At 46.2% G+C, this 26,652-nt stretch carries 17 protein-coding genes; 4 read left to right on the top strand and 13 right to left on the bottom strand.

Annotated elements, in window-relative coordinates:
- Nucleotides 1-7 precede the first annotated feature (7 nt).
- From JT717_RS04200 to JT717_RS04190, 3 genes are read left to right on the top strand one after another with little or no spacing between them, the layout of a single operon-like run.
- Nucleotides 8-1,840, top strand: coding sequence for a RagB/SusD family nutrient uptake outer membrane protein (locus JT717_RS04200; protein WP_205508918.1), 1,833 nt, complete (start codon nucleotides 8-10; stop codon nucleotides 1,838-1,840).
- Between the two features lie 10 nt (nucleotides 1,841-1,850).
- The gene (locus tag JT717_RS04195; RefSeq protein WP_205508917.1) at nucleotides 1,851-3,491 is read left to right on the top strand and encodes a fibronectin type III domain-containing protein; all 1,641 of its coding nucleotides are present in this window, start codon (nucleotides 1,851-1,853) and stop codon (nucleotides 3,489-3,491) included.
- Between the two features lie 27 nt (nucleotides 3,492-3,518).
- The gene (locus tag JT717_RS04190) at nucleotides 3,519-5,147 is read left to right on the top strand and encodes a glycoside hydrolase family 28 protein (protein ID WP_240347802.1); all 1,629 of its coding nucleotides are present in this window, start codon (nucleotides 3,519-3,521) and stop codon (nucleotides 5,145-5,147) included.
- 254 nt (nucleotides 5,148-5,401) lie between these two features.
- Here the strand turns inward: JT717_RS04190 and JT717_RS04185 are convergent, their stop codons facing one another.
- The 8 genes from JT717_RS04185 to JT717_RS04145 all read right to left on the bottom strand — a co-directional run bounded on the left by JT717_RS04185 (nucleotide 5,402) and on the right by JT717_RS04145 (nucleotide 17,229).
- Nucleotides 5,402-7,315, bottom strand: a complete 1,914-nt coding sequence (locus JT717_RS04185) for a T9SS type A sorting domain-containing protein (protein WP_205508916.1) — start codon at nucleotides 7,313-7,315, stop codon at nucleotides 5,402-5,404.
- A gap of 237 nt (nucleotides 7,316-7,552) precedes the next feature.
- A complete protein-coding gene (locus JT717_RS04180) occupies nucleotides 7,553-9,247 on the bottom strand; it encodes a T9SS type A sorting domain-containing protein (protein ID WP_205508915.1) in 1,695 nt (564 codons plus the stop codon).
- Between the two features lie 355 nt (nucleotides 9,248-9,602).
- Nucleotides 9,603-10,919 carry an McrC family protein gene (locus JT717_RS04175; RefSeq protein ID WP_205508914.1) on the bottom strand — a complete coding sequence of 439 codons (1,317 nt, stop codon included), beginning with the start codon at nucleotides 10,917-10,919 and terminating at the stop codon, nucleotides 9,603-9,605.
- Nucleotides 10,916-13,297 (bottom strand): AAA family ATPase, encoded by a 2,382-nt coding sequence (locus tag JT717_RS04170; RefSeq protein ID WP_205508913.1) that lies wholly within the window; start codon nucleotides 13,295-13,297, stop codon nucleotides 10,916-10,918. The genes JT717_RS04175 and JT717_RS04170 overlap by 4 nt, the downstream gene beginning before the upstream one ends.
- Before the next feature lie 222 nt (nucleotides 13,298-13,519).
- A complete protein-coding gene (locus JT717_RS28765) occupies nucleotides 13,520-13,771 on the bottom strand; it encodes a M48 metallopeptidase family protein (RefSeq protein WP_369411691.1) in 252 nt (83 codons plus the stop codon).
- Nucleotides 13,772-15,000: 1,229 nt separating this feature from the next.
- Nucleotides 15,001-15,588, bottom strand: a complete 588-nt coding sequence (locus JT717_RS04155; protein WP_205508911.1) for a hypothetical protein — start codon at nucleotides 15,586-15,588, stop codon at nucleotides 15,001-15,003.
- 33 nt (nucleotides 15,589-15,621) lie between these two features.
- A complete protein-coding gene (locus JT717_RS04150) occupies nucleotides 15,622-16,197 on the bottom strand; it encodes a Crp/Fnr family transcriptional regulator (RefSeq protein WP_205508910.1) in 576 nt (191 codons plus the stop codon).
- The gene (locus tag JT717_RS04145) at nucleotides 16,198-17,229 is read right to left on the bottom strand and encodes an SDR family oxidoreductase (protein ID WP_205508909.1); all 1,032 of its coding nucleotides are present in this window, start codon (nucleotides 17,227-17,229) and stop codon (nucleotides 16,198-16,200) included.
- A gap of 182 nt (nucleotides 17,230-17,411) precedes the next feature.
- Between JT717_RS04145 and JT717_RS04140 the strand changes: the two genes are divergently transcribed.
- Entirely contained in the window at nucleotides 17,412-17,843 is a 432-nt protein-coding gene (locus tag JT717_RS04140) for an ankyrin repeat domain-containing protein (protein ID WP_205508908.1), read from the top strand.
- A gap of 114 nt (nucleotides 17,844-17,957) precedes the next feature.
- On the opposite strand, the gene JT717_RS04135 is transcribed toward JT717_RS04140, so the two are convergent.
- The 5 genes from JT717_RS04135 to JT717_RS04115 form a co-directional block, all read right to left on the bottom strand.
- Entirely contained in the window at nucleotides 17,958-18,467 is a 510-nt protein-coding gene (locus tag JT717_RS04135) for a hypothetical protein (RefSeq protein WP_205508907.1), read from the bottom strand.
- A gap of 27 nt (nucleotides 18,468-18,494) precedes the next feature.
- Entirely contained in the window at nucleotides 18,495-20,174 is a 1,680-nt protein-coding gene (locus JT717_RS04130; protein WP_205508906.1) for a SusD/RagB family nutrient-binding outer membrane lipoprotein, read from the bottom strand.
- Nucleotides 20,175-20,193: 19 nt separating this feature from the next.
- Nucleotides 20,194-23,421 (bottom strand): SusC/RagA family TonB-linked outer membrane protein, encoded by a 3,228-nt coding sequence (locus tag JT717_RS04125; RefSeq protein WP_205508905.1) that lies wholly within the window; start codon nucleotides 23,419-23,421, stop codon nucleotides 20,194-20,196.
- 290 nt (nucleotides 23,422-23,711) lie between these two features.
- Nucleotides 23,712-25,244 (bottom strand): SulP family inorganic anion transporter, encoded by a 1,533-nt coding sequence (locus JT717_RS04120; protein WP_205508904.1) that lies wholly within the window; start codon nucleotides 25,242-25,244, stop codon nucleotides 23,712-23,714.
- A 433-nt stretch (nucleotides 25,245-25,677) separates the two neighbouring features.
- Nucleotides 25,678-26,646 (bottom strand): hypothetical protein, encoded by a 969-nt coding sequence (locus JT717_RS04115; RefSeq protein WP_205508903.1) that lies wholly within the window; start codon nucleotides 26,644-26,646, stop codon nucleotides 25,678-25,680.
- Nucleotides 26,647-26,652: the final 6 nt, after the last annotated feature.

Raw genomic sequence — 26,652 nt, 5'->3', positions numbered from 1 at the left:
GATTATCATGACAGTCCATAATAATAAGCCCCTGGCCGGATTCTTTGCCATAACCCTGGCCCTGCTTAGTGCAAGCTCCTGTAAAAAATACCTGGAGATCGAGAACCCGTCTACCGTTTCCCAGGAAGCCGCTTTCAAAAGCACATCCTATACCAATTCCGCCATCATCGGTGTGTACAATCAAATGTGCGGCGACAATGGGGCCACGAAGGAAGGCACCATCTGGGCCTTATCGGCCGATGATTTTAAGACCTCGGGCAGTTATAGTGCGCAGGACCGGAGAGGCGTAAGCATGTACGGCGCCAATAAAGAAAATGGCGAATTGTTGAACGGCTTCACCCAGCTCTATGCCGGTATTGAAAGAGCAAATATTTGTATCCATGGTATTCGCAATTCACCGCTGTCGGTGGAAGGATCGGCCGGCAAGCAACAAATGGATCAATATCTGGGCGAAGCCCTGGCTTTGCGCGCCTGGTTCTACTTTACATTGGTTAAGAACTGGGGCAGTGTGGTGGCCCAATGGGAACCATCTTCCCGGCAAACGATGCTCGATGTGCCGGTGACCCCGGGCACAGCAATCTTGGAGCATTTACTCGATGATCTGAAAGAAGCAGCCACATTGGTTCCCTGGATCAAGGAATCGGCTTTTCCCAATACGCGGCTGAGCAAAGGCGCTATTAAAGGATTGCGTGCCCGTGTTGCGATGTTCCGGGGCGGGTATATGATGGACAAAGAATCACATACCATGCTGCGCAGCGATAATTATAAAGACTACCTGAAGATCGCCTATGATGAATGTAAGGAAATTATGGCCCGCCGCGACCAGCATGACCTGAACCCCAGTTATGAAAATATTTTCAAATCATTGCACAGCGCCACCCGCAATGACCCTGCCAATGAACTGATGTTCGAAGTGGGCGCTTATGGCGCCGGTGCGCGTACCGATACCAAGCTAGGGTATTACAATGGCATCCGCATCAACAGCTCTTCCCGCTTTGGCGGTGGCGGTGGCGGCGAAATGTGTATTGCTACTTACTTCTATGAGTTTGATCAACTGGGCGATGTACGCCGCGACGTGACCATTGGTTCTTATGAGATCAATGACAGCAGTAAAAAGGTGTTAAACACACTTAATAATATGACCGATGCCAAGTTCAGAAGGTCGTGGACGAACATGGTGGGCACCACGCAAACCCTGGCGGTGAACTGGCCGGTGCTGCGCTTTGCAGATATCCTGTTGATGTTTGCCGAAGCCGATAATGAATTGAATGGAGGCCCGTCCGCAGAAGCACAGCAAGCATTGCTGGAAGTAAGGAAACGCGCCTTCAAAGGCAATGAAGGCCGCATTCCGGCGATACCAACCGACTATACTGCCTTCTTTGATGCGATTGTAAAAGAACGTTTGCTGGAATTTGGCGGCGAAGCCATTCGCAAATATGACCTCATTCGCTGGAATCTGATGGATGCCAAGTTTAAAGAGACCCGCGTAAAGCTGCGCCAGTTGATGAATGGTGAAGGCCCCTATGCCAATGTGCCGAAATATGTGTATGTAAAGCCGGCCGTTTACAATGTGATTGAATCGCAGCAGGAGTTTGCCACCCTCGACACCTATGGCGGTTCGCCAAATGCCGTTTTGTTCCAACCTGGTTTAGGCACTTCAACGCCTCCTGCCGGCGGCTGGACCACCAAGAACTGGCGTGCTTCCATCAACGAAGAATATATTACCGGCAAGAGCAGCGGTTTTGCCACTTATTTCGAGCCGAACAAGAGTGAAGTGTTCCCTTTTCATCAGACCATTCTGTTACAGAACACCAATACCGTACAAAACTTTGGTTATTAAACGCAACAACATGAACCGTATTACTATCAATATATTAACATGGCTGCTGTTGACAGTGGCTGTTTATTCCATCTCTTGTAAGAAGAATGATTACAACGATGGGCTTGAAACACCGCGCTTATTCAAACCCCAGGGCATTTCGGTAAAAACAGGCGATACCACGGCCACGGTTAGCTGGACCGCGCCCATCCTGGCCAGGGGATTACCCCTTTCCTATACCGCAGAGTTCTCGCAGGATTCAACATTTGCCACTTCAGAATTTGCAGTGACCACGGATACCACCAATATTGTCGTTACCGCTGAAAAACTGCAATTGCGCACAAAATATTTCGTGCGGGTAAAAGCCGATGCTTATGAGAACCAACCTGAATCGAAATGGGAAAGAAGCAGCGCTTTTTCCATCACCGGTGAACAATGGTTCCACCCCATTCGCGATGTAGAGCTGAATGAAAATGCAGTTACCTTACGCTGGCGACCGAATGCCGGATTCACGACCCTCTCGATAGGATTGAACAAAGGAACACCGGTGAAGTATACACTTACTCCGGCCGAGCTCAGCAGCGGCGTTAAACAAATAAGCGGGTTGCTCGCCGATACCACCTATGTCGCCGAGATCTGGCAGGGCAGCAAGAGCAAGGGCTTCCTGGTCTTCAGAACCCCGGTGCCAACCGTGTACACCACTGTATTGAATCCCGGTGATGACCTGGCAACAGCAATCACGGCGGCTGCGGATAAAGCCATTATTGGTTTGAACCCCGGCACCTACAATGCCAACGGAATTAATTTCAACCTGGTGCAAAAAACGATCACGATTAAATCGATCTCTAATAATCCGGCTGACACCAAAATAAATTTCAGGGAATTTACCCTGCGCGGCAATGGCGCAGGCCTTAACCTCGAGGGCATCGAACTGGATGGAACGGCAGCCAATGCAGGTTACTTTATAAATCTGACGGGCGTGCTGGCCGACGCAGAAAAATGTGCTTATACGCAGGTAAATATCAGCAATTGTGTGGTGCATGCCGCCACCACCAGTTTTATGCGGGCCAATCGCGGGGCAGCTGCAGGCGATTATAGCATGAACCAGATCATTATAAAGAACACCCTGGTCTATGATATTGGCGCAGCGCTTAACTATACCTGTTTCCACCTCGACAAGCTGGCATTTAATACCATGCAGGTAAGCAAATCGACTTTTTACAATATAGGACGGCAATTACTCACCGCTTCCACCGTGCTTACAACAGCACCCAACATTAGCTTTGACAATTGCACCCTGAATAATTTTGGCGCAGGTAATTTGAATGTGCTGCTGAACGCCGGCAGCAATCCGGTCAAATGCAATATCACCAACAGTATTGTGGCCAATATACCGCGGCCGGGCGGCGCCGTAAGAACGGAAGCCATGAATGCAAGCGGTGCAGGAACGGCTATTACCTTCAGCAATAACAACACGTTTAACCTTATGAATGGGGCCGCAACACCGGCGCCCCTGACATTCCCCGCAACGAATATTACGATGGTGGGCAACAATGCCATTGATCTTGGTTGGACGAGCACCACCACCGATTTCACCTTACCCGCCAATTCGGTCTTACGCACGGTAAGCAGTTCCGGCGGAGCGATTGGCGATCCCAGATGGACATATTAAACAGCAGACTAAACGCAGACATTACCAATGAAACTGAACCAGACATTATTACTGGCTTTACTGACCAGTGCGAGTATGATCACCCATGCACAATCAGCCCCCTATTCCTGGGCGAATTTGCCCAGGATCCAGGTGCCTGTGTTTAAGAAGGATACCTTTAACATCATACGCTTTGGGGCGAAGCCCGATGGCATTACGCTGAATACGGAAGCCATCAACAAAGCCATCAGCAGCTGCAGCAAAAAAGGCGGCGGCGTAGTGTACATCCCGCAGGGCATTTGGCTCACCGGCCCCATCGAATTGCAAAGCAACGTGAACCTGCATGTGAGCAGATCAGCCTTGTTGCAATTCACGGGCGATAAGAGCCAGTACAAATTAGTAGAGACGAATTTTGAAGGAAAAAAGACCGTTCGCAACCAGCCGCCCATTGCTGGCCGTGACCTGGAAAATATAGCTATCACAGGCGAAGGCGTTATTGACGGAAATGGCGATGGCTGGCGCATGGTAAAGAAAGATAAGTTGACGGAAAACGACTGGAAAAAACTGGTAGCCTCGGGCGGTGTGTTAAGCGCCGATGGCAGGAGCTGGTACCCTTCGGAAGGCTATCGCCAGGGGGAACAGAACCGCGGCTTCATTGGCAAAACGGTGGCCGACTACGAACCCATCAAAGATGTGCTGCGGCCCAATATGGTGGTGTTGATGAATTGCCGGAAAGTATTGTTGCAGGGAACCACCTTCCAGAATTCACCCTGCTGGTGTTTGCATCCTATTTATTGTGAGAACCTGACGGTGGACGGCATCAAGGTGCGCAATCCATCCTATGCGCAAAATGGCGATGGGCTCGATCTTGAATCCTGTTCCTATGTAGAAGTAAAGAACAGCACTTTCGATTGCGGGGATGACGGTATTTGCGTTAAAAGCGGTAAGGATGAAGAGGGCCGTAAGGTAGGCAAGGCTTCGCAGTATATGATCATCCGCAATAATGTGGTTTACCGCGGACATGGCGGCTTTGTGATCGGCAGTGAGATGAGCGGCGGGGCGCATGATATCTTTGTCAGCGACTGCACCTTTATTGGCACCGATATTGGCCTGCGATTTAAGACCCAGCGGGGTCGCGGCGGTGTTGTGGAGAATATCCATATCCGTAACATCAACATGCGCGACATCCAGCACGATGCCATTTCCTTCGATATGTATTATTTTACCAAGGCGCCGGGTTTGGCGCAGACCAATGGCAAGGTGGAGATCCCACCGGTGAATCAAGGCACGCCCCAGTTCCGTAAGTTCTATATTGATAATATAGTGTGTGAAGGGGCAGACAGAGCCATGCTCATTCGCGGCCTGCCCGAGATGAGCATCAGGGATATTCATCTCAGAGATGTGGTGATCAAAAGCCGACGGGGCCCAGAGCTGATCGAAGCGCAGGATGTGAGCCTGGTCAATGTGGCCTTGTTATGCGATACTGCGAATGCCCTGATCAATGTGGAGAACAGCCGGGATCTTTCGTTCAGGAAGGTGACCGCATTAAGAACACCCAAACAATTTTACAGTATCAATGGAGACCGGTCAAAAGGCATCCAGGTGGATGCTGAAGCGGAGCAAAGCGTGATCTTTAATTATGGGGCGGAGAAAGGCGCTGTTCGTCCGGGCAAGTAAGATGCGTTACATAATAGGATAAAAGTAAGAGGATTGCTTTTACATACAACCGATAATCTTTCACCTGTCGCCATACACCTAAAAACAACCTGACCAGTTCTTATTCCTAAAAAGGCAACCCTTTTAGTTATACAGCTGTTTAGATAAACCCGCCTTAGGAACTGAAAATGAAAGAGGCCGCCCCCATGTTTCACAAACATAGGAGACAGCCTCTTTTCTTTAGAACTGTAGAAGGAGAAGCAAAGCAATCTCTCCTATTTTGTAAACAGTGAGCTTTGGCTTTGACCGGTTTTACTATCGATCATTTTTATAGCAAATGCGCCTTTGGGCAGGCTGCTGATGTCGAGTTTGACCTGGCTGCCGGCCTCATTCAGCACCTGCTTTTTCAATACAACACCGGCCATATTAACGATCTGGATCTCTTTATTTAGAAAATCGAATCCTGGCAATTTCAGGTACACATGATCCTGTGCGGGATTGGGGAAAACGCTGAGGCTGCCGGCCGGCTGGTTGTTTTTGATAGTAACTACTTTAGAATACAATTCTTTTTTGTCCCTTTCCACCGCTTTCACCCGGTAATAGAAGACGTTGCCCTTTTTCGCATTATCGGTAAAATGGAATTTAAGCGCAGCAACTGCATCCGTTTTGTTGGGAATGGTGGCAACGGTAGTAAAGGCCTTGCCGTCGGTGCTTTTCTGGAGCTCAAAATGATTCGCCGATTCGTTATTGGTTTCCCACTCAACGACATTTCCGTCAGCAGCTTCATAGGCCCGGGTGGATACAATTTCCAGGTGTTGCGCACCAAGTATGTTCTCAGCAATGCCAACATCCGGAGCGCCGCTTAAGGGAACGGATTTACCGAAGAAGTCTTTATCGATACCGATGTATTGACCAAAATTCACGGCGACGGACCAGGGCCGCAGGTCATAATTCCAGGAAAGGGGATCATAAGAACTGATATCAGTGAAAGGTGATGCACCGGCAGAAAGCATTTGTTCAGACCAATCCATAGGATAGCCGAGGCTGCCGCCGCTGAGGTGGAACAGATTGTTCTGGTGGATCAACTGCGGGCCATTAAAAGGCTGCCAATGCGGATCCGTGATATTTTGACCCGTGGTAAGCCAGAAGATATTGTTCTTCATGGTAAGCACATTTGCAACGGTGGGCGTATTCATGATGCCGATGAGGTTCCTCACCTCCGGGATGCGCGGCGCATGCGTTTCAACGATATTGTTGTTGAGGAACTGCAGGTTCCGCACATCGAGGCTATAGATACTGCTGGAATTGATCCAGAATATATGGCCGTTATTCACGAGCAGATTGTAGCCCACGACATTATTGAGTGCCTGCCCACCCGAGCCGCTGCCAAACTCCATGAAACCGAGGTTTTCGCTGCAGGTATTGTACAGGATCCGGTTGTTACAAACGGGACCATACATTTCAACAGCGCCGCCATCGATCTTATAGTCGTAACTGTTGGCCCAGCAATCGTGGATCTGGTTATAGGTAATGTTATTATGGGAGCCGCCGACCATGATGCCCATGGCGCCGAAGTCGTCCCAGGGATCATTAGGTGTATTGATGATCATGCGCAGGTTGCGGATGTCGCAATGAGTAACGGTGTTATAGCTGCCACCGTCGATACAAACACCCGAGCCCAGGCGCGATACCTTACAATTCTTCACAATATTATGCGAGCCTTTGTAGATATACACCCCGTAACCCACATTAGCAGAGGAGTAACGATCGTAGTCACGGATGGTATAGTCGGTTAGTTCGAAACCATCGATAACAATGTAATTACATTGGTTGAGGCGGATCATGACGCGGTTGTAGATCATGGGATCGGTAAAGTGCCCGGCATTGTATTTAAAGACCGGTGTTTTTCCTTCGCCGTAAGGCATTAAAACGATGGGTGCGCCTTCGCGGCCACTGCTATTGATAGATAAGGTACCCATGTACTCGTGACCGCTTTTGAAGAAGATAGAATCACCCGGCTGAAAATAACCAACGTTTTGGGGGATATCCCAGATAGACTTCCAGGGGTCAAACCAGGTTCCCTGGTTGGATCCCCAGGAGGAGGGATCTACGAAATAGGCTTTGCCGGACACGGAAAAAGAAGCTGCAATGAGGAGCAGCATGAGCAATTGGACTCTCACGTTTTTCATAGAGTATGTATGATTAAATCAGGCGCTTAATTGCGTAGTGAGAGGGTCGAAAAAATTATGCCATTGGGAATGATCGATAACGTTAAATGTCTTCAATACACGAAACTACTTAGCGGGCTTGGAGGGGGAATGCTTAGGAGTTCAAATAGATTGTGGATAATGATCTGGCATAGCATAAAAACGACAAAACCGCCAAAGGCGGTCTTGTTTATTAATGAAAGGCAGTATGCCGCTCATCTATTTTATAAATGAAGTGCTTTGCGACTGACCGGTTTTGGTGTCGATCAGCTTGACCGCAAAAGTACCGCGGGGCAACATGCTAACGTTCAGCTTTACCTGGCCGCCCGCATCGTTTAGCCGTTGCTTTTGGAGCACTGCGCCGGCCATATTCACGAGTAATACCTCCTTGTTCAGGAAGTTATTGCCCGGCAATTTCAGGTAGATATGATCCTGTGCGGGGTTGGGCGAAACGGTGAGGGCGCCCGTCTGCTCGCGGTTCTCAACAATAACCGGACCGGTTGAAGCGATGGATACGCGGGCGGGGGTGATGTTTGAATGGCTCTCGGAAATACCCGCATCAGGAACACCGCTCTGCGGCACCGGCTTACCCCAGAAGTCTTTTTCTATCCCGGTCCATTGACCCCAGTTGACGGCAGCAGCAGTTGGCCGCAGATCATAGTTCCAGGTAAGCGGATCGGATGAATAACTATTGGCAAACACCTCTACATCGTTGGGAAGTTTTTGTTCGGAATAATCCGGATCGTAGCCAAGGCTGCCGCCATTCAGATGAAAGATATTGCTCTGATGGATCAACTGCGGGCCGTTAAAAGGTTTCGTCGTCGGATCGGTGATATTGGAAGACGTGTTGATCCAGAAAATATTATTCTTCATGGTAAGCACATTCGGTACCCATGGCGTAGACATAATACCGATGAGGTTATGCACATCAGGCAGCCGCGGCGCTTTTGTTTCAACGACATTATTATTGACAAACTGCAGGTTACGAACGTCCTGGTGAAAGACGCTGCTGGAGTTGATCCAGAATACATGCCCGTTGTTCACAAGCAGGTTATAGCCAACCAGGTTATTGAACGCATGAGCCCCCCAACCGCTGCCGAATTCCATAAAGCCGATGTTGTCGCTGGCGGTGTTGTACAATATTTTGTTGTTGGACACCTCACCGAACATTTCAATAGCGCCCCCGTCGAGCTTATAATCGTAGCTGTTGCTCCAACAGTCGTGAATCTGATTGTGTGTGATGGAATTGTTAGACCCGCCGACTACGATGCCCACTGCGCCGAAATCGTCCCACATTTGATAGGAAGTATTGATGATCATGCGCAGGTTGCGGATCGAGCAATTGGTGACGGTATTGAAGCTGCCGCCGTCGATATTGACCCCTGCACCTAATCGCGAGATGGTGCAATTTTTAATGACATTATGCGAGCCGCCATTACCGTGACCTTTATAAATATAGATACCATAGCCCACGTTGGCGGAGGTGTAGCGATCATAATCGCGGATGGAATGATCGGTAAGTTCAAAACCATCGATAACGATGTAATTACATTGATTCAGCCTGATAAACACGCGGTTTTGGACCAATGGCTCGGTAAAGTCCCAGGGGCTGTACTTAAAGAGAGGAGCCGCGCCCTCACCATAGGGCATGAACGTTATGGGCGCCCCTTCCCTGCCGCTGCTATTGATTGACAAGGTGCCCCAGTATTGTTGCCCTCGCCGGAAGTAAACGACATCGCCCGGTTGAAAATAGTTAACAGACCATGGAATGTCGCGAATGTTGTGCCAGGGATCGTTGTAGGTGCCCAGGTTTTTACCGCTGGAAGAAGGATCAACATAGTAGTCGGTCGCGTAACTAAACAATGATGTTGCAACAAGTAACAGAACGAAAAAAGAGTAGATAGTGCGTTTCATAGTTTCTTCAAAAAGTAGTTAGGTCGAAGGGACACGCAAAACCGTGCCAGTCAGCGCGTACTGGGGTTACGAAATCGGGAAATATGGGGGAAACGTTGGGCTGTTATTGTAAGCGGTCTTGAATTCGGCACTTCTGAGTATGATGTTTTATTGCGTGGGATAGGTTTCGTTGTATTTATCCCCACCAGTGAAACTTAGCGGCTGGTTAGGAGGTAATTGGGGGCGGTAAGGGAACGGGTGGTGGTGAGGCGGGATTTAGGTGGCCCCGCCGTAAAGCGACAAAACCGTCGCGGCGGAATTGGCGCTTTATTCGGTTCAAATCGATTTAAGTTAAGACTATTCTGTTATACAAGTTTTATCGAAATATCGGACTCAATTCTTTTATCCGTTTCACCATTAAGTTATCAGCCTGATGAATGTTCTCGAACATTATGTCAATATCAGAAACCTGTATGTTAATATTATCTGATAACATTCGAGAAGGCACTTGAAAAATAGTGGGTTCATTTGTGGTATTGTTCGAAGCTGGATACAACAGTAAGACATTTGTGCAGCCTCTTCGTAGAGCATAGCTGACCATCTGGTATAAATCATTTTGGCTTACACCAGCCTTTAAGTCGTTTGCATTTTTCCGAATTTTATACTTTGTGTCAATAATCAGCCGCTTGTTAATGTAGATATCATTTCTAATTTGAAACACCTGCCTATCGCCATTCAAAGCCAGGTAACCAATACTTTGGGGTTTTGCATTTATCAATGGCCATTTATCATCAATAAAACCAAAAATGAATTCTTCGAAAATATACTCCATAGGGATAAGAAAGCAGAAATTTCTACTATCCTCTGAATCCATATCTATTACCTGGTTGGATAAATACAATCTACATAATTCCAACACCTGCTTATGATCTTCAAATAAGGGATTCAATTTCACTTTTTCACAATCCTCTGCAATACAGCTTACATCCGCTACGTCATGAAGTAGAAACAACAATTCATTCAATTTCTCAATATTCAAATGGTTGGTGCTAACTGCCGACAACCTTTTTGCAACATATTTAATGATCCGATTGAATAAATTGTCATAAACAAACGGTTGATGAGCGCAATAAAAGCTTTGCCAGTTACCTGTAGATAGATGCTGCTTTGTATATTCATCAAATAACAAACGCCCCTTTAGAAAAGAAGCTTCTTCTTCAACTAAATGATACGTCTGAAATGGCTGGCGTGCAATCACTTCCTCTGTATAATTTGCAAAAATGTAAATAAGGAGTTCCAAATAATCGTCAAACTCCAACTTAGACACATCGGCGAAAGAAAAGGGAAATTTAATTTTGCGACAATAGGTAAGCCAATACAATAAGTTGAGTTGCCATTTTTTAACATTTTCCGTTTGTTCGCTGGCAAATATCTTAGGATATACTTCAATTCTTATCCCTTCATATTGTACAACACCCACAAAATTTCTCGCTGAAATCTTCCCATCTATGGTGAAATCAAAAAAACGTTGGCCTTGAATTTTTACTTCTTGTTCTTCTTCCTCGGTATTTTCCTCATTCAATTCAATATAACGATTTCGATTTTGCCAAACACCAGATAGATAATTGATAAATCCAGTTAACTGTCTTTTATCTCCTTCAAAGGATTTGCTATTCCATTCAAATAATCTCACTGGGCAACAATTTGAAAGTTCTCTTTAATACCACCCAATTTTATTTTAATATCCGCTTCATTTAATATCTTAGTAATCGTACCAACATTATTTTGGCAATACTCGTACAACAAGGGAATGATCCTGGTGTTTAGGATTTTCGTGCGGTCTGCTTCTGGCTTGTCAAGGAAAAAGGCATGACCGATGAAAAAGTCAGGATTCTTTTTCCAATTATAAATGGCCAGGTTTAACTTTTCTAATAAAGGTGACCACCATTCAGATTCAATATATTCCGGATAGAGCGATATAAATTCAAATCGTCTTCTAAGAGCTATATCTAATAAAGCAATAGAGCGATCGGCAGTGTTCATTGTTCCAATGACGTATAAGTTAGGCGGAACACAGAATTTTTCCTTAGAAGCCGGCAGTTCAATCCACATTTCGTTTGGTGCACCAATTCTTTTGTCATCTTCCAATAAAGTAATTAACTCACCAAAAACGGCCGAAATATTCGCCCGGTTTATTTCGTCGATAAATAGTGCGAATTGCATTGATGCGTTTCCTTTGGCGTCTTCAAACTTTAATGTACGATTACCTCTAGAATCATTATAACATTCTTTAAATGACTCGTATCCCGCTAACTTTAAAGCTTCCAAACAACTATTGTAAAATATTCCCTTTTTCAACTCGAATTGCAACTGACCAGCTTGTTCTACAACATCATCATCTTTTAACAGCGGCTTTATTCCTTCTATAAAATCTTCATAGCTATACTTTTGGTGAAAGGTTATGAAGTTATATCGCTTCTTCAGTGAAGTACTTTCAATGGGTGGTAACACCGGATTAGCAGCAAGATCGATAAGCTCCTGGCCAATGATATCCTGTAGTTCGGCTCTTTCATCCTCAATGATACCCCATTTACCTTTTTTTACCTTTTGAAATACCTGAATTGAGCCTCTGTATTTAGCTTCCAACTCTGTAGAACTATCATCAGCATAAGACTGCAAAACTCTCCAGATCGCTTGCCTTGGAGCTTTAGCCAATGGATTAAGTTTAGCTTTGATAAGAGGATCATTTAAAAGTTCTGTAACAGAAGTGGGTTCCTTGTACTTTTGTAAAACAGCTGCAACTACCTGCCATAACGGATAGTCGGCTATCTTGTCTTTCAGCGCTTCTTCTGCGTCTTGGTTAATCCCTTTATCGGTAAAGTAGTTTTCTTTATACTTATTTAATTGATGAGTCTTGCCTGTGCCAGGAGGACCATACAATATAGTATTGATGAAGACATCGAATTTTCCGGTGCTATTTTGGGTGTTATTTTCCATAAGCTGCAGAAGTAAGTTGTATTGTTTTCGAGTGGCTGAAAAATTGGTGCCTTGATTCCCCACATTCAGATCTTCTAATCCTTCAATACCTTTTATGTTTTGCCAAAGAAGAGGCTTATCGATAAGGTTATGGATGAGCTCTATACCAGCCTTAAGCGCTTCTTTAGGCGTTGTCTTCCACAAACGATCATCAGGTGATGTTGCTGAAAATGTTGGCTCAGAAGTAATCCGGGCAAGGGCATAGCAACCGGCCCTTTTGCCAGTTAGCCAAAGGATTACTTTATCGCCAATTTTTATCTTGTCTTTATGCGCAACTACCGTCCACTGCTTAAGTAATTTATTTTTAACAGCCGTTTCAAAATCAAAATCATTGGGATTACATTGAAAAATCCAATAATTAATAAATCGATCCTCCCAAATTGAAATAGCCCTATATTTAGTTTTGTAGTCATTAACATTACAGATACCAACTTGTAACTGATATGTAAATATTTCCTCGCTTTCTAATTCATACCATTCAACTTTCGCATAGACAACCCAATCTTCATATTCAATTTCAAACTCCTCAAATTCAGACTCCAGGTCTATATTAGATGTAACAGGTTTGCACTCTTCCAATACCTTTCCTAATGCATATACAGTATAACCTTTGGTTATTATAATCAAATCACCCGGTGAATACAATTTATCATTAACTCCAATAACAATAGATCTTTCTTTGATTAAATCATAAAAGCTCGGTTTACCCCTACCCCAATTACAACCTAACTTCCACACCCGATATGACAAAGGGATCGCGTTATTTATCGGAATAACAGGAACCGTTCCTCCCTTATCAATAATGTCAAAACCGAAGGCTCTTAAAAATTTATTTGTGGGCTCCCCGCCACTAAACTCCCAATCTTTAGTTCCATTTGCTAACAAATTTGCGTATCGCATTACTTCTTTGGGCGGGTAAAGATTACCATTAATAATCACATCATACTTTGTAGATGGCTCTAATTGAATCCCTTCGCGTTCAATTTTATCAACAGCTTGCAAGACATGTTGTTTGGATATTTTATCGATGCTCATATTAATCGGTTAGGGGTTATCTTGATGGTGCTTTAAGCGTACAGTCGTTTACCGGCGATCCATACACTATACTAAAATAATTAATTATGAGCTTTTGGAACAATTCTTTGGAAAATTATAGGTGAGATAGCCTCGAGACTGCAATTTATTGAGTCAGATCAATTTCAAGTATTTTAAATAAGCAGGCAGGAACATGTAGGAGTTGGCAATCAGCTTCGTAAATTAAGCGAATAATTTCACTTTTTGTAACCGGCCCCTACTCTTTTCCCAATCCTCCATATAACGCGCTAGCATACTGTAAAACTTAGGGCCATGATTTAGGTGTTTCAGGTGACAAAGTTCATGCACTAATACATAATCTATACACTGTACCGGCGCTTGAATAAGCGACAAGTTCAATACAACATTTCCCAATTCAGTGCAACTACCCCACCGTTTTTCCAGACGGCGAACGAGTAACTGATTAACAGCTATTTTTCCCGCTTTAATATATATTTATATCGCTCAAACCGCTCCCAGAACACCCTTTTCGCCTCCTGCCTGTACCAATCCATAACCAGGCGTTCTATATTTTTCTGATTCCCCTTCGTTTTAACAATACCTTTTATATATCGGCCCTCTTTGCTGATCAGCACAGACCCGGCATACACTCAGTACACACTCAGTATAGATTAAGCCAGCATCAGCCGTACTTCAGCCATACATCAGCCATACTTACTCCCATGTTGATAAAATCAATCAGTTATGAAGTGCTCATACTAATTCGAATACTTAACATGAAACAAATGTGTTGTTAGTACAAACCGGATCAGGTTGAATTGGTTTGGGACTTCGTACCAGGTACGTACAGACTGCTTCAGGAATTGATGTTGAGAGCTCTAAGTGTGTTCAGGGAGTTGTCTAAGACTTGTCTGGGACTTGCCTTGTGCACTAGGGTCTCTAGAGCAATCTTAGAGCTATTTCAGAGCTATCTCAATACTATTGCACACCATGAGGCTACCCCTTTCGTACAATTCCGCTTCAATTGCCCATGGCTAATTGCTTTGCCTTAGGCCGTAGCGACTTTAGGGCCCGCTTTCGGTATTAGCCGGGTCTTCGCTAAGACGGCTTCGGGATTTCTTCGGGATATCCCAATGAAAACCCGGTACTGCCCTAGGGAAGACCCGAAGAAATCCCGAACACCGATGAGTTTGTACTCAGCAGCATCCTGGTATATTAACGAAGATAATTGCAAGCAATTCAAACAGTTGAGATCTATTTTGGTGTCATGCTTTTTTGCTTAAGTGGGACATCATACATGCTACAGCGTTAGAGAAAATATTTAGCATGCGGAATGGAGGAAAGTATTGAATTCGGCAAGATCGGGTAAGCATTCTGGTTCTATATCGATATAGATTTTGCTTTAAATCGAGCATTGCTCGCTGCAAACTGACATTCACTTTTTTTAAGCTCATTTCAGCCCGATACTATGAATTGCATTAACGCAAAGGCGTATTATCTACATAAAACAATTTATTGGCCAGGAACGCAATCTTCGAGCCGCTATTTACCAGGACTCCTTTAAAATCCCCAACTCAGTCCTAGGGCAAGCAAGCCCTGAAACCTGCAACCTGAAACTTGTAACTGCTGTCCAGGAGAACAAGCTACAAATTGGAGGTGTAATTTTAAATTAGAATGCAGATTACTGGTAGCAACGGCGTCTGTCACGCTGATTCAATCAGCTGTCTGGCCTCCATGAGCAGGGCACGTCGTGCCTCGCGGTCATCTTCCGTCCCGAGCCGCTTGTAAATCTCAATGTACTGGTCGCAACGGTTTCTGAAATCTGCTGTCTCAATAAGATCGTTCAGCCAAACGCTAAAAGCGGCCAATTCCGGCTGTTTGGCTGAATAGGTCAACTGGTCAGTAAATTCCGGTATATCTACATTTGAACTATGCCATTTGTCAATCGGCATAACGGGCCTGTCGAAGAATTTATCAAACAGGTATGCATTGGCACAAAATGTTTCAAATGCTTTCCTGCCGGCTTCCTTCGTCTTGCCACATTGAAAAAGAATGATGGTCCACTCAAACAAAAAGTCGGGAAAACCACCATCGTCCGGAAAATTCCTCCCGAACCAACGCAGATAGGCAAGTCCGCCTTTATAGTCAGCGAGCTGAATAAAGTAACTGGCCGGCATATAGCGCAATCCGCGGCTGTCGTCATAACCGCCAAACCTGCGTTTTTCGGCCGCCAATGCTTTCCTGATGTTGGAGATCTTTGTTCTGATCCGCTCCTCTTGTTTTGGTGTCATGCCGTGCAATGATAAAGATGACAAATGCATTTTCTACTTTCCCGCCAACTCCTTCCTGATCCTGCTTAATGACTGTGGCGTTATTTTCAGATAAGAGGCAATATACTGCTGCGGTATCCGGGACGCGACTTCCGGATACCGTTTTATAAACTCAAGATACTTTGTTCTGGCATCGCCGAAATTCAAAAAATCATTATCCCTGATCTTATTCAGCAAATGGGCTTCGGTTATACTTTTTAAAAAAATATACAGGTTCGGGATCTCCTCTATCAACCGGTCAAGCACCAGTTTTTGAATGGTATAAATCTCCGATGGCACCACAGCCTGTATCGCATCCCGGCCCGGCGTTGCCGTATAATAACTTTGCAGATCCACCACAAACTGATTCTCCCTGATAAGAAATTTGGTAACCTCATTACCATGCAGGTCAGCCGAATAAACCCTTAGGATGCCCATCTCTACAAACGCAACTTCCCTCGCAATGCTGTGCATGGAATGAAAATGCGCTTCTGCCTTCAGCTTTTTGTTCCTGAAATGTGATAAGACCCTGGCGAGGTCATCTTTCGAAAGTATGCCGCCAAACGCCAGCGCCTGTTGTAATTTTTCCATTTATTGCACGATTCCTGTTTCAAAGATAGTTTTTGCACAGGAAAGAACTGCTTCCCTTGCCGGCAATGGCTGCCAGTTAAGTTCCTTAACGGCTTTTGTGTTGTCTATTCTTCTTTTCACCCCAAGATCTACCAAAATAGGTTTCAATGAGGCATCGAAGTAAGAAAACAAACGAACCAAATAATCCGGCAGTTCGGCACCAGGAATCTTTCTATCCCGATACTGCTCTTTCAGGATCTGCGCTACCTCTTTAAAGGTCAGATATCCTGCTGATGCTATGTAGCGCTTATTGGCGGCTTCTTTCATTTCCATCGTTTTGATCAACAGATCCGCAACGGATCGTACATCTACTATATCAAACCCGATCCTGGGCAATGCCGGCGCAGCTCCATTCAGCATTTTGATAACTATGTTGGCGGAAGTACCAAAATCTTCTTCCAGTACAGGTCCTAATATTGCTCCCGGCAAAACAGTTGTCAATTCCATACCTGACTGGTCATTTTCATGAAATTCCCAGGCCGCTTTTTCGGCGATGGTTTTACTTCTGAAATAGGGTGTACTGTCCTTTAGGTTCGATTCGTCCGTCCAGTCAGTTTCATTAAAGGTCCTGGTGAGCAATTCCTTTTTTGTCTTTCCATAAACAATGGCCGCCACCGAAGAAGTGATCACTACTCTTTCTACTTTGTTGACCGAAGCCGCGTTCAAAATATTCAGCGTTCCTTCTTTTGCCGGCACAATCAGGTCATTTTCAAACCTGGGCATTTCCCTCGGAAATCGCGATGCAATGTGCTGCACATAATCAATATCCCTGGTAAGTTCATACCAGCGTTCCCTGTCATTCAAATCGGCCTCCACCAGTGTCAACCCGTCTATATTTTGGGTGTGTTTCCCAATAACGCTTCTGATGGCTGCTGCTTTGCGTTTGTCGCGTAAAGTACCAACCACTTCGTAGCCTTTTTCCAACAATTGAATGGTGGTATGTGATCCCAGAAATCCGGTAACGCCTGTTAACAACACTTTTTTACGGTTCATTGCTTTTTTGACGCAAATGTCATTTTGGGGCGCTGGCCGGCAATTACCATTTGGTAAGAAATAGGGAAGATATAGCCATGCTGGGCAGTTTTTGATCTTTTGGTTTGAAAAAATACCAAAATGCCGTGCTTATTCGTTAAAGTTTTTATATTTATGACCCGATAACAATCCGAACCAACCCTATGTTACCTGACCCTTTCTATATAAACGAACGCCAGCTGTTTGGCCAATGGCAGGTACCCATCTACCCCATAGAATTCGCCCTGCTCGAGCATGATCCCGTCTTGTTAAAAAGATTCATCAAAGCCGGCGCCGATCCCAATGTCGATATCGGCGGTGGCTGGTCGCTTTTACATAAGGTTTGCGCCTATGCCATCGATAGCATGATCCAAAACCAGCGGAGTGAATTCTACCCCGAATTACTGGAAATAATGACGATCCTGGTGCAAAACGGTGGGGATCTTCATAAAAAAAACGACAAAGGCAAAAAGCCCCTGGATGTTATCAATGCATACCATTTTAATAACAAAGCAGATTGGGATTCCCTGGTAAATCAATTCAGGCCAGCGATTCCAAACGTCGACGAGCTCGTGGCTTACCAGAGCAATGTATAGCAACAATGTAAAAGGACCTGTCAGGGCGCACCAACCCCAAACTCTTTCACAAGTTTCCATGGCGCTCCACCAACAACCGAGAAGCCCCGACAGGTCCGAAGCCTTTTTCATCACCTACTTCACCGAAAACCGTACAAACTCCCCAAAGCCGATCGCACTCATTCCCTGCACGCCCTGTCCATTCCCCTGCCCCACTGCCGGCCAGGCTTCATATTTTTTATCGCCCACATAAATATCAGGAGCGAAATCGTAGGTATCGTTCAGCGCAAGGGGTGCGCCAAATAGCGCCTCTATGTCTGCCGCCTTCACAGTAAAGCTGGCCGGTAATGTCGTAATATCCGCTTTGAACAATTTTACATGGGCCAGGGATGCATTCTTCCGCACCACAAGATCCACTTTGGCCGGCGGTTTGGCATCGGCAAAATACAAGGCTACTTTAAATTTCCCTTCAAAGGTGCCTTGGTTATTAAAAGAGATAGTACCTGTGGTACCACCCGTTTCAAGATTCGTGGTAATAGCGGGCACATCTTCAATGCCCACCCGCACAGGGATAGCGCCATCATCCTTGGAACATCCTATGAGTGTAACTGCAATGGCTGTTAGTATAGTTATTAAGCGTTTCATAATTGTTGGTTTAATAATTAGCTTCAATTAAGGTTGCCAGAATACTTTGAAGGTTTCGGGTACTTTCTGCGGCGGTGCATTGGCGTTCAGTCCGATCTCGCCTGTGCTGAAAGGCAAACTCCATGGATACTTGCGGTCATTCGATACGGGCGTTACCCGGCCGTCGGGCCCGGTCACACTGGTCACCGTTCCCTCGGGCGCCGGTGCAAACAATACGGGGTATTTCGTTCTGCGGTAATCGGTATAATTATCGAGGGGATTTTCGATCCGGTTGATCCATTTCTCGGTCATGATATACTCCAGCTTTTTGGCTTCGCTCGCGGCATCATAAGCCGCCAATACGCCGTCTTTATACGTTTTTGTCGCCGCCAATGTCGCTATTACCGGCACTGTTTGCGCCGCTCCTGCCGATCCCGGCTTTACATGATTCGCTACCACATTATCTACATGCGCAAATGTTGCATCCAGCGCTTTGCTGAAGGTTGCTCTTGCATCCCCGGGCGCCAATCCTGCATGGATCAGTTCCGCTTCCAGGTACAACCTGTCGGCATAAGTAATAAACTCATGCGGCCGCGCGCCCGTGCCTGCATTCTGGTTACCGATCGCATTGATACTTCTGGCGGCACTGTCATTAAACCGGCCGCCCGCCGGGTAAATGCCCATCAGGGAATAGGTCTGACTGTTAGACCCATCTCGGCAGGGACCATTCGAACCAAATAGAATGGAAATGAAACCGCCATCGCGGAACTCCGTACAATTCTCCGGCGTTGGGTTCAACCCGCCCGGCGCTGATTTCTGGTTATAGATATAATACGGTACCCTTGGATCTGCCAGCCCGGTAAGGATCTCGGGATTTCTGCCCTTCATGATCTCATACAACCAGGGACTGAACAACTGCCCGCCCCTTTGCGTGGCGGTATAGTCGCCATAGGCGGGATGCCGGTCATCGGTATTACCAATGGGGCCATATGGCATCATAAAACTTTCTGCCTCGGCATTGATAAGGGTAGTGGGAGAAGCCAACAATGCTGTTACCTGGGCCTTCACATCCTGCACCAGGCGGATCTGCGTATACAGTTTCAACTTGATGGTATTGGCGGCTTTTATCCAATTGGTGGTGTTTCCCTTATAAATAAAATCATCGGTGCCGGGTTTGGAAGGATTGACAGTCGTGTTATTGATATCGGCAATACCTTCATCGAGCAGGGCAAATAACCTGGGATAGATCTCCGCCCCTTTATCGAATTTCGGTTGTGAAATGCCTTCATCAAAGCGGTCGTATTCCGAATAAGGGATATCGCCCCAAAGGTCTACCATCATACTCACTGTATAAGCTTTCAGTATCCTGGCAATTCCTGCATATACAAAACGGTTCTCCTCCGGCGCCCGTTTAATGATCACATTCAGGTTCGAAATAGCAGCGTATAAATTATCCCAGCCCGAGGCACCCGCATTGTACCTGTCCGCCGCAATGCGGCCTGTGAGCTGATGCGTATATAACGATATGGTATTGCCCAGGGTAGAACCCAGTGCCATGTTGTTGGCAATATTGCGTTCAGCGGCACTCAAGACAAGCGACAAATTCACGGATGAAGGTGTGGGGTTATTGAGGTTCTTATTTACATCGAGAAATTTCTTACAGCCCGTACCGGTCAGGAACAATACCATTGAGACTGTGAATGCGTATATAATGTATTTTCTTCTCATAACGAATATGGCTTTATGATTAGAAAGTAATGTTTAAGTTCACTCCATACCGCTTTGTACTGGGAGCACCACCGGTATCAACACCTTGTGTTCCGCTTCCAATAACAGAGTTCATGTCGGGATCGAAATTCGTGTACTTAGGTACGTTGGGCGCCAGGTACCAGAGGTTGCGGCCATTCACCGATAAAGTAACCGTACTGAGCCTGAGCGCGCTCACCCATTTCGCCGGCAGCGTGTAACCTAAACTGATCTCCCGCAGCCTGTAAACAGTGCCATCAAATACCATATATTCAAAAGCGCCATTGGTAGCGAAGCTGGCGCCGGTTCCTGCTGTAAAAAACAGGTCATTCGTGGTAACACGCGTTTGGTTCGGCACTGTTTTCCCATTTACGATCATCGGTGTATAGTGGTTAAGGCCATCGGGTCCTGTGACCGGCGTAGGATTACCGTATATGCCAGTGATAACGGCGTTCTTCTCGCGGTCTTCCGTATCCCGGGTCACGCCTCTTCCCAACATGGTGCTGATGGTCTCGGAATAAAAATCACCGCCCTTCGTCATATCAAAGAGCACATTCAATAAAAATCCTTTATAAGAAATCGTATTGGTAAGGCCCAGTTTGAAGTCGGCATTGGGATCGCCCACCATGCCGTCGTTCGGATCGAGGAAAGGCATCCCTGAAATGGGATTGATCAGCAACTGGCCATCTTCTGAACGGGCCGAATAAGAACCGCGCAGATAACCGTAGGGATAACCGGCTTCGATCCAGTTATAACCGCCCAGCTGACTGCGGGTAAGTCCTTCGATCAATTTCTCCACTGTATTTTCATTCTTTGTATAAACACCACGCATGTCCCAGCGAAAATTGCTGGTAACGACCGGACTAACATCCACCGCGATCTCCCAGCCGGTATTGCGGATCTCGCCCAGGTTGGTATAGAAAGAACTGTAACCCGTTGTTTGGGGCAATGCGATCGCATAGATAAGATCAGTAGATCTTTTGTCGTACCAGGTAACTTCGAAGCCTGCCCGCTGATTGAAAAAACGCATATCATAGCCCAATTCAAGCTCGGTGGTAAACTCTGGCGTCAATTCGGGATCGTAGCTCGAGCCGCCTCTTGTTGCCAATGGCTGGCCCAGGAAACCGGCTGCATTCAGATTGAAGATCGGCTCGCCATTGTGTGGCGCAGCATCATTACCCACGCGGGCATAGCCTGCGCGGATCTTGCCATAATCGATCCAACGGGACTTCAGATTGAGTGCTTCTGACCAAACAAGCGACCCGGAAATGCCGGGATAGAAATAGCGTGCATTTTTATAAGGAAGCGTTGAGGTAAGATCGGTTCGTCCCGTAAGATTGAGAAATGCATAGTTCTTGTAGCCGATAGACGCATCGCCGAAGAAACCGACCAGTCTTCGTTTCGTTCTGTTATCGTCGCTGAAGGTCTGGCGGCGGGTATTGGTAAGGGTAAATAAACCCGGGATCACAAAATCAACGCCATAGACCTGCTGGTGACGGCTGTTGCGTTCGTTCACATCGCTGCCCAGCGTAAGGTCGAGGCTCCAGTTCTTAAATACTTTCGGACTGATCACTGCCACCAGCTTACCCTGGATCTCCTGCTGCCGGTTGAGCACTTCAGTAATTGTACCCAGTGCATTATCGGCACTACCATAAGAAGATTTGTCAATTACCTGGTCTCTCGACAGCGCATAGTTATTAACCCCGGCATTGAAGTCGAGCCGGATCCATTTATTGAATTTATAAGAAGCCCTGACGTTGGCCACGATACGGTCATCGAAGGAGGTGATCACATTGTGATAAGCACCCCATACCGGGTTCGTGTACTGGCCATCGTTAAAGCCGATCTGTTGGCCGGCTTTGTTTTCAGAAGGCCAGCCGGTAATATCCCAGTTCCTGGCCATTGTATAGGTACGGCCCCACTGCGATAAAAAGCTTTGGGCCGCACCAATGAAACCGCCTATTTGTTTCGACCTGGCATAAGATACATTGGCGCCGATGGTGAGATTACCAAAAGCTGTTTGTCCGCCCACACTCACATTACTTTTCTTATAACTGGAATTGGTGATATACCCTTTCTGATCCACATGCGAAAGGGTAACATTAAAAAGCGATCTTCCTTCACCGCCATTCAGACCAATGGAGTGTTCCATGAGGTTGCCGGTATTGAAAAGGGATTTCACATTATCAGGCACTGCCTTATAAGCGATTCTGCCATTGGGAAAAAGTTCGGGATAGGAAGCATACATCGTGGCCCAGGTGGTAGCGGGAATAGAATCTATGCCTGATGCTGAAGTGCCAATGACCTGTCCGGCCGCATCATAAATAACGCCTCTGCCGAACCTGGCGCCCCAGGAACCATTGGAAGATTGTGTTCTGAAGTTGGCGCCGGCGCCATAGAGATTCTGGAACTCGGGCAGATCAGCGATCTTCTCGATACTGTATCCGGCGCGGTAAGTTACATTCAAAGGTTTGGCGCCTTTTTTGGGAGCGCCTGATTTGGTAGTGATCAGCAACACCCCATTGGCCGCCCTGGAGCCATATAAGGAAGCAGCTGCAGCGCCTTTCAATACGCTGATAGACTCTATATCATTCGGATCAATATTATTTAAACCGGAACCATAGGTTCCACCCCCGGTGAACGGATTAGAGGTATTTATAAGCGGATTGCTATAAGGCACACCATCGACAACGATGAGGGGTTCACCACCGCTGAAAGAAGAAACGCCCCTGATCTGCACGCGCGAAGCGGCACCTGGTGCGCCCTGACCAGCGCGGATATCTACACCGGGTACTTTACCGGCCAATGTGTTCAGGATATTGGGTTCGGATTTCTGCAACATGGTATTGGGATCAACTTTCGATACCGCATAACCGAGTGCGCGTTCCGAACGTTTAATGCCCATGGCTGTTACTACAACTTCGGAGAGATCCACTTTGGCAGCAGTCAGTTTGATCTCTAAAGAACTGCCTGCACCAATGGTTATTTCGCGGGGAGCATAGTTGACAGCGGATACGACCAGCACATTGCCTTTGGAGGCCTGGATGCTGAAATTTCCATCGGGATCTGAAGTGGTACCTGATCTTGATTTTCCTTTGATGACAATGGAAACGAAAGGAATGGGAGCTCCTTGTTCATCTGTGATCCTGCCGGAGATGGTGAGGACCTGGGAATTACTGACGAATGCGCATAGCGTTGCCAGTAAAAAAACGGCTAGCTTTTTTCTCATGTGACTTTTAGTTTATGGTTTATAAGTATCTGAACCTGGCTGAATTTAAACAAAATCTATCAAGATAATTACCGCCGGGTGTTGAGTAGGTGCCCGCATTTCATGCAGTTTGGGTATTACATTTTTGCGCAAGCGATAATACGTGAAGAAATATTTGACTAAGTGTGAACAAGTGAAAAACGGATAATTAAATGGTAAGAATTATAATACATCAAAAGTTTTCATATAACCATAAAAAAAGCGGTTAGGCATCATTGCATAACCGCTTCCCGGTGTTCTATCAGTTCGTTTTAATCCGCCGCCACCTTATACTCCGGATCTTCGATCACATTTACGTCGATGACCGATTCGGCATTTTTTAATAAGGCGCGGCAATCGGGACTCAAATGGCGCAGTAGTAATTTCTTACCCGCTTTATGATACCGTTCGGTCAGTTTATTCAATGCTTCGATGGCGCTCATATCGGTGATGCGGCTTTCTTTGAAATCGATGATGACTTCCGGAGGATCGTTTGCCACATCAAATTTTTCAAGGAAAGTGGTTATGGAACCAAAGAATAGAGGGCCATACATTTCATATTGTTTTACGCCCTTTTCATCGATATATTTTCGGGCGCGTATTCTCTTGGCGCTTTCCCAGGCAAAGACAAGGGCGGAGATGATGACGCCAATTAAAACGGCCAGCGCCAGGTTATGCAACCATACAGTGATAATGGCTACCAGGATGCCGACAATTACGTCATGGCGCGGCATTTTGTTGATTATTTTCAGGCTGGTCCACTCGAAAGTACCAATAGCCACCATGATCATGACGCCTACCAGGGCCGCCATGGGTACGCGTTCGATGATTGGCGCACCCACTAAAATGATGATGAGGATCATTATGGCAGCAACGATAGCCGATAGTCTTGCGCGGGAGCCGGCCGACAGATTCACAAAGGATTGAGCGATCATAGCGCAGCCGCCCATGCCGGTGAAGAAGCCGTTGAACAGGTTTGCTGTTCCCTGGGCGACGCATTCTTTATTACCGCGGCCCCTGGTGCCGGTTACTTCATCAACGATATTGAGGGTTAATAAACTTTCGATCAATCCCACACCGGCCATCACGAGTGAATACGGGAAGATGGTTTTCAAGGTTTCCAGGGTAAATGGCACCATGGGAATATGAAAAGGAGGTAAGGTACCGCTGATGGAAGCAATGTCTTTCACGGTCTTTGTTTCGATATCGAAGCCCATTACGAGGAGAAATATAATGATGATGGCGACCAAAGAAGCAGGTACTGCTTTGGTTATTTTTGGAAATACCAGCACGATCAGTATAGTTAATATTACCAGGCCGAGCATTGTCCACAAAGTAGGACCAGAGAGCCAGGGTGAGCCAGGCGCATTGGATACTTTGAATTGGTTGATCTGCGCCATGAATATGATGATGGCGAGGCCGTTTACAAAGCCATACATGACGGACTGCGGCACGAGGCGGATGAACTTGGCAAGGCGGAAGACCCCTACTAATATTTGCAGCAAACCAGCCAGGGCGACTGCAGCAAAGACGTATTCAACCCCATGAGATTGCATGAGTGCGATCAGTACCACGACGGTGGCGCCGGCGCCGCCTGATACCATGGCGGGGCGTCCGCCCAGAACGGCAGTGATCAATCCCATCATAAAGGCGGCGTATAAACCGGTTAGGGGCGACAATCCCGCCAGAATGGCAAAGGACAGGGATTCGGGGATCATGGTCATGGCCACGGTAAAACCGGCCAGGATCTCTGATTTATAATTTACTTTCTGTTTGAAATCAAATAGATTAAGGTACGCCCTCATATGGTTGGTTTAACCGGGAAATAAATGTTGTGCTAATGAAATGGACAATCCACCTTACGTTTTTCAGGAAAAAGGCACAGTTGGCAACTGTATTAAGATGGAGCAACCGCAGAAGTTGTAGTAAGGCTATTCATTTCAGGGGCGAAAGTAGGGAAAATGGGGGAGTTTTTGTGCATGGCCCTTTAATAGAAGATTTCTACTTTGTTAGATACCAGTCATTCGCGGTTGCTGATTCAAGAAAGCAGGGTTATTTGCGCAGAACCTATTAAAGTATCTGTTGCCTTGGATAGTTCATAAACTTTATTTAAAAGGATTACTCCTTCCGCATCCAAACCTTATTCAATATGCAGCAAATCACACCTAATGTAATTCAACTTTAGTTAATTGGCGTCAAAAGACGGCATACACAACATGAGTGTTCCAGCCGCTCCTATTACACATAAAACCACCGCATCATCCCAAGCCTTCTTCTCACCAACTTCGACTGCATCGGTTCATACGCCAATAACTTTTTCCCCTTACTGCTCACTTCAATTCGAAATGGCTGCTTTAGGTGTTGGGTCATGTGGTATACAGTTACATACTCGGCAAGATCTTCACTGCGGGCGCAACTGCCATACAATGAAACAAAGGGCGTCTTTTGCAATGCCTTATACAAGTCTGGCGCCTGTGTTACCGCTACCTTCTTACCGCCATAACGAAATGCAATGCCCTGCAATACAGAATCCCGCAATGTGGGGGTAAGGGTTGTACGGTCTTCCCAGATCCCGGCTGCAAAATCGGCTACCTGGTTGCTCTCTGATAATTTTCCCGGGCGTTTGTCTGTAATGCCGAGCGAGGCATCCACCACATGCGTGGTTTCATGTATCAGCACATAGACAAAAGCGTCGAGCTGTCCGCCATTGATATTAACCCGTGCTGGCGAATGCGCCGTATCGAAACAGGTCCGTTCTTTTTCAGTAAGCCAATGCGTCACGGTCTCATGCAAAATAGCTGCCCTGAATGTTATATGAAAAACATTATACCGCTCATCGTAATTGAGGGTTGAGGTTAAGGCAGTATTCGGCATATTATCCAAAAAACTGATGCTGCGCAATCGATCTTTTAATACCCGTTGATGCAAGGGCGGTAACATGGCAAAGGCGGTTTCTACTTTCTGCTGCTCTGCTGCCGTTAACTGATGTTCGGTGGGCGCCATACCGGCTTCATGAAACATGGCCAATACATCTTTTGGTGTTGCGATCACCCGGGCGGACAATGATACAGAAGGGTTCAATCCATATTTTTGCTGCGTGGCTGTTCTTATTCCTGAAAATGATGAATCGGCATGTTGCGCTTTACTCACTAATCCCGTTAAAAGGAAAGCCGTTACGATAAAGCTTCGTCTAAATTTGTTTTGCATAGCTCC

It is taken from the genome of Longitalea arenae (assembly GCF_016924755.1).
GTDB lineage: Bacteria > Bacteroidota > Bacteroidia > Chitinophagales > Chitinophagaceae > Niastella > Niastella arenae.
This window is presented reverse-complemented; position numbering and strand designations above follow the sequence as displayed.

Bases quoted from the DNA above. Each gene is read 5' to 3' on its own strand.
- JT717_RS04200 (WP_205508918.1), top strand. From the start codon at position 8: ATGACAGTCCATAATAATAAGCCCCTGGCCGGATTCTTTGCCATAACC.
- JT717_RS04195 (WP_205508917.1), top strand. From the start codon at position 1,851: ATGAACCGTATTACTATCAATATATTAACATGGCTGCTGTTGACAGTG.
- JT717_RS04190 (WP_240347802.1), top strand. From the start codon at position 3,519: ATGAAACTGAACCAGACATTATTACTGGCTTTACTGACCAGTGCGAGT.
- JT717_RS04185 (WP_205508916.1), bottom strand. From the start codon at position 7,315: ATGAAAAACGTGAGAGTCCAATTGCTCATGCTGCTCCTCATTGCAGCT.
- JT717_RS04180 (WP_205508915.1), bottom strand. From the start codon at position 9,247: ATGAAACGCACTATCTACTCTTTTTTCGTTCTGTTACTTGTTGCAACA.
- JT717_RS04170 (WP_205508913.1), bottom strand. From the start codon at position 13,297: ATGAGCATCGATAAAATATCCAAACAACATGTCTTGCAAGCTGTTGAT.
- JT717_RS04155 (WP_205508911.1), bottom strand. From the start codon at position 15,588: ATGACACCAAAACAAGAGGAGCGGATCAGAACAAAGATCTCCAACATC.
- JT717_RS04150 (WP_205508910.1), bottom strand. From the start codon at position 16,197: ATGGAAAAATTACAACAGGCGCTGGCGTTTGGCGGCATACTTTCGAAA.
- JT717_RS04145 (WP_205508909.1), bottom strand. From the start codon at position 17,229: ATGAACCGTAAAAAAGTGTTGTTAACAGGCGTTACCGGATTTCTGGGA.
- JT717_RS04140 (WP_205508908.1), top strand. From the start codon at position 17,412: ATGTTACCTGACCCTTTCTATATAAACGAACGCCAGCTGTTTGGCCAA.
- JT717_RS04135 (WP_205508907.1), bottom strand. From the start codon at position 18,467: ATGAAACGCTTAATAACTATACTAACAGCCATTGCAGTTACACTCATA.
- JT717_RS04130 (WP_205508906.1), bottom strand. From the start codon at position 20,174: ATGAGAAGAAAATACATTATATACGCATTCACAGTCTCAATGGTATTG.
- JT717_RS04125 (WP_205508905.1), bottom strand. From the start codon at position 23,421: ATGAGAAAAAAGCTAGCCGTTTTTTTACTGGCAACGCTATGCGCATTC.
- JT717_RS04120 (WP_205508904.1), bottom strand. From the start codon at position 25,244: ATGAGGGCGTACCTTAATCTATTTGATTTCAAACAGAAAGTAAATTAT.
- JT717_RS04115 (WP_205508903.1), bottom strand. From the start codon at position 26,646: ATGCAAAACAAATTTAGACGAAGCTTTATCGTAACGGCTTTCCTTTTA.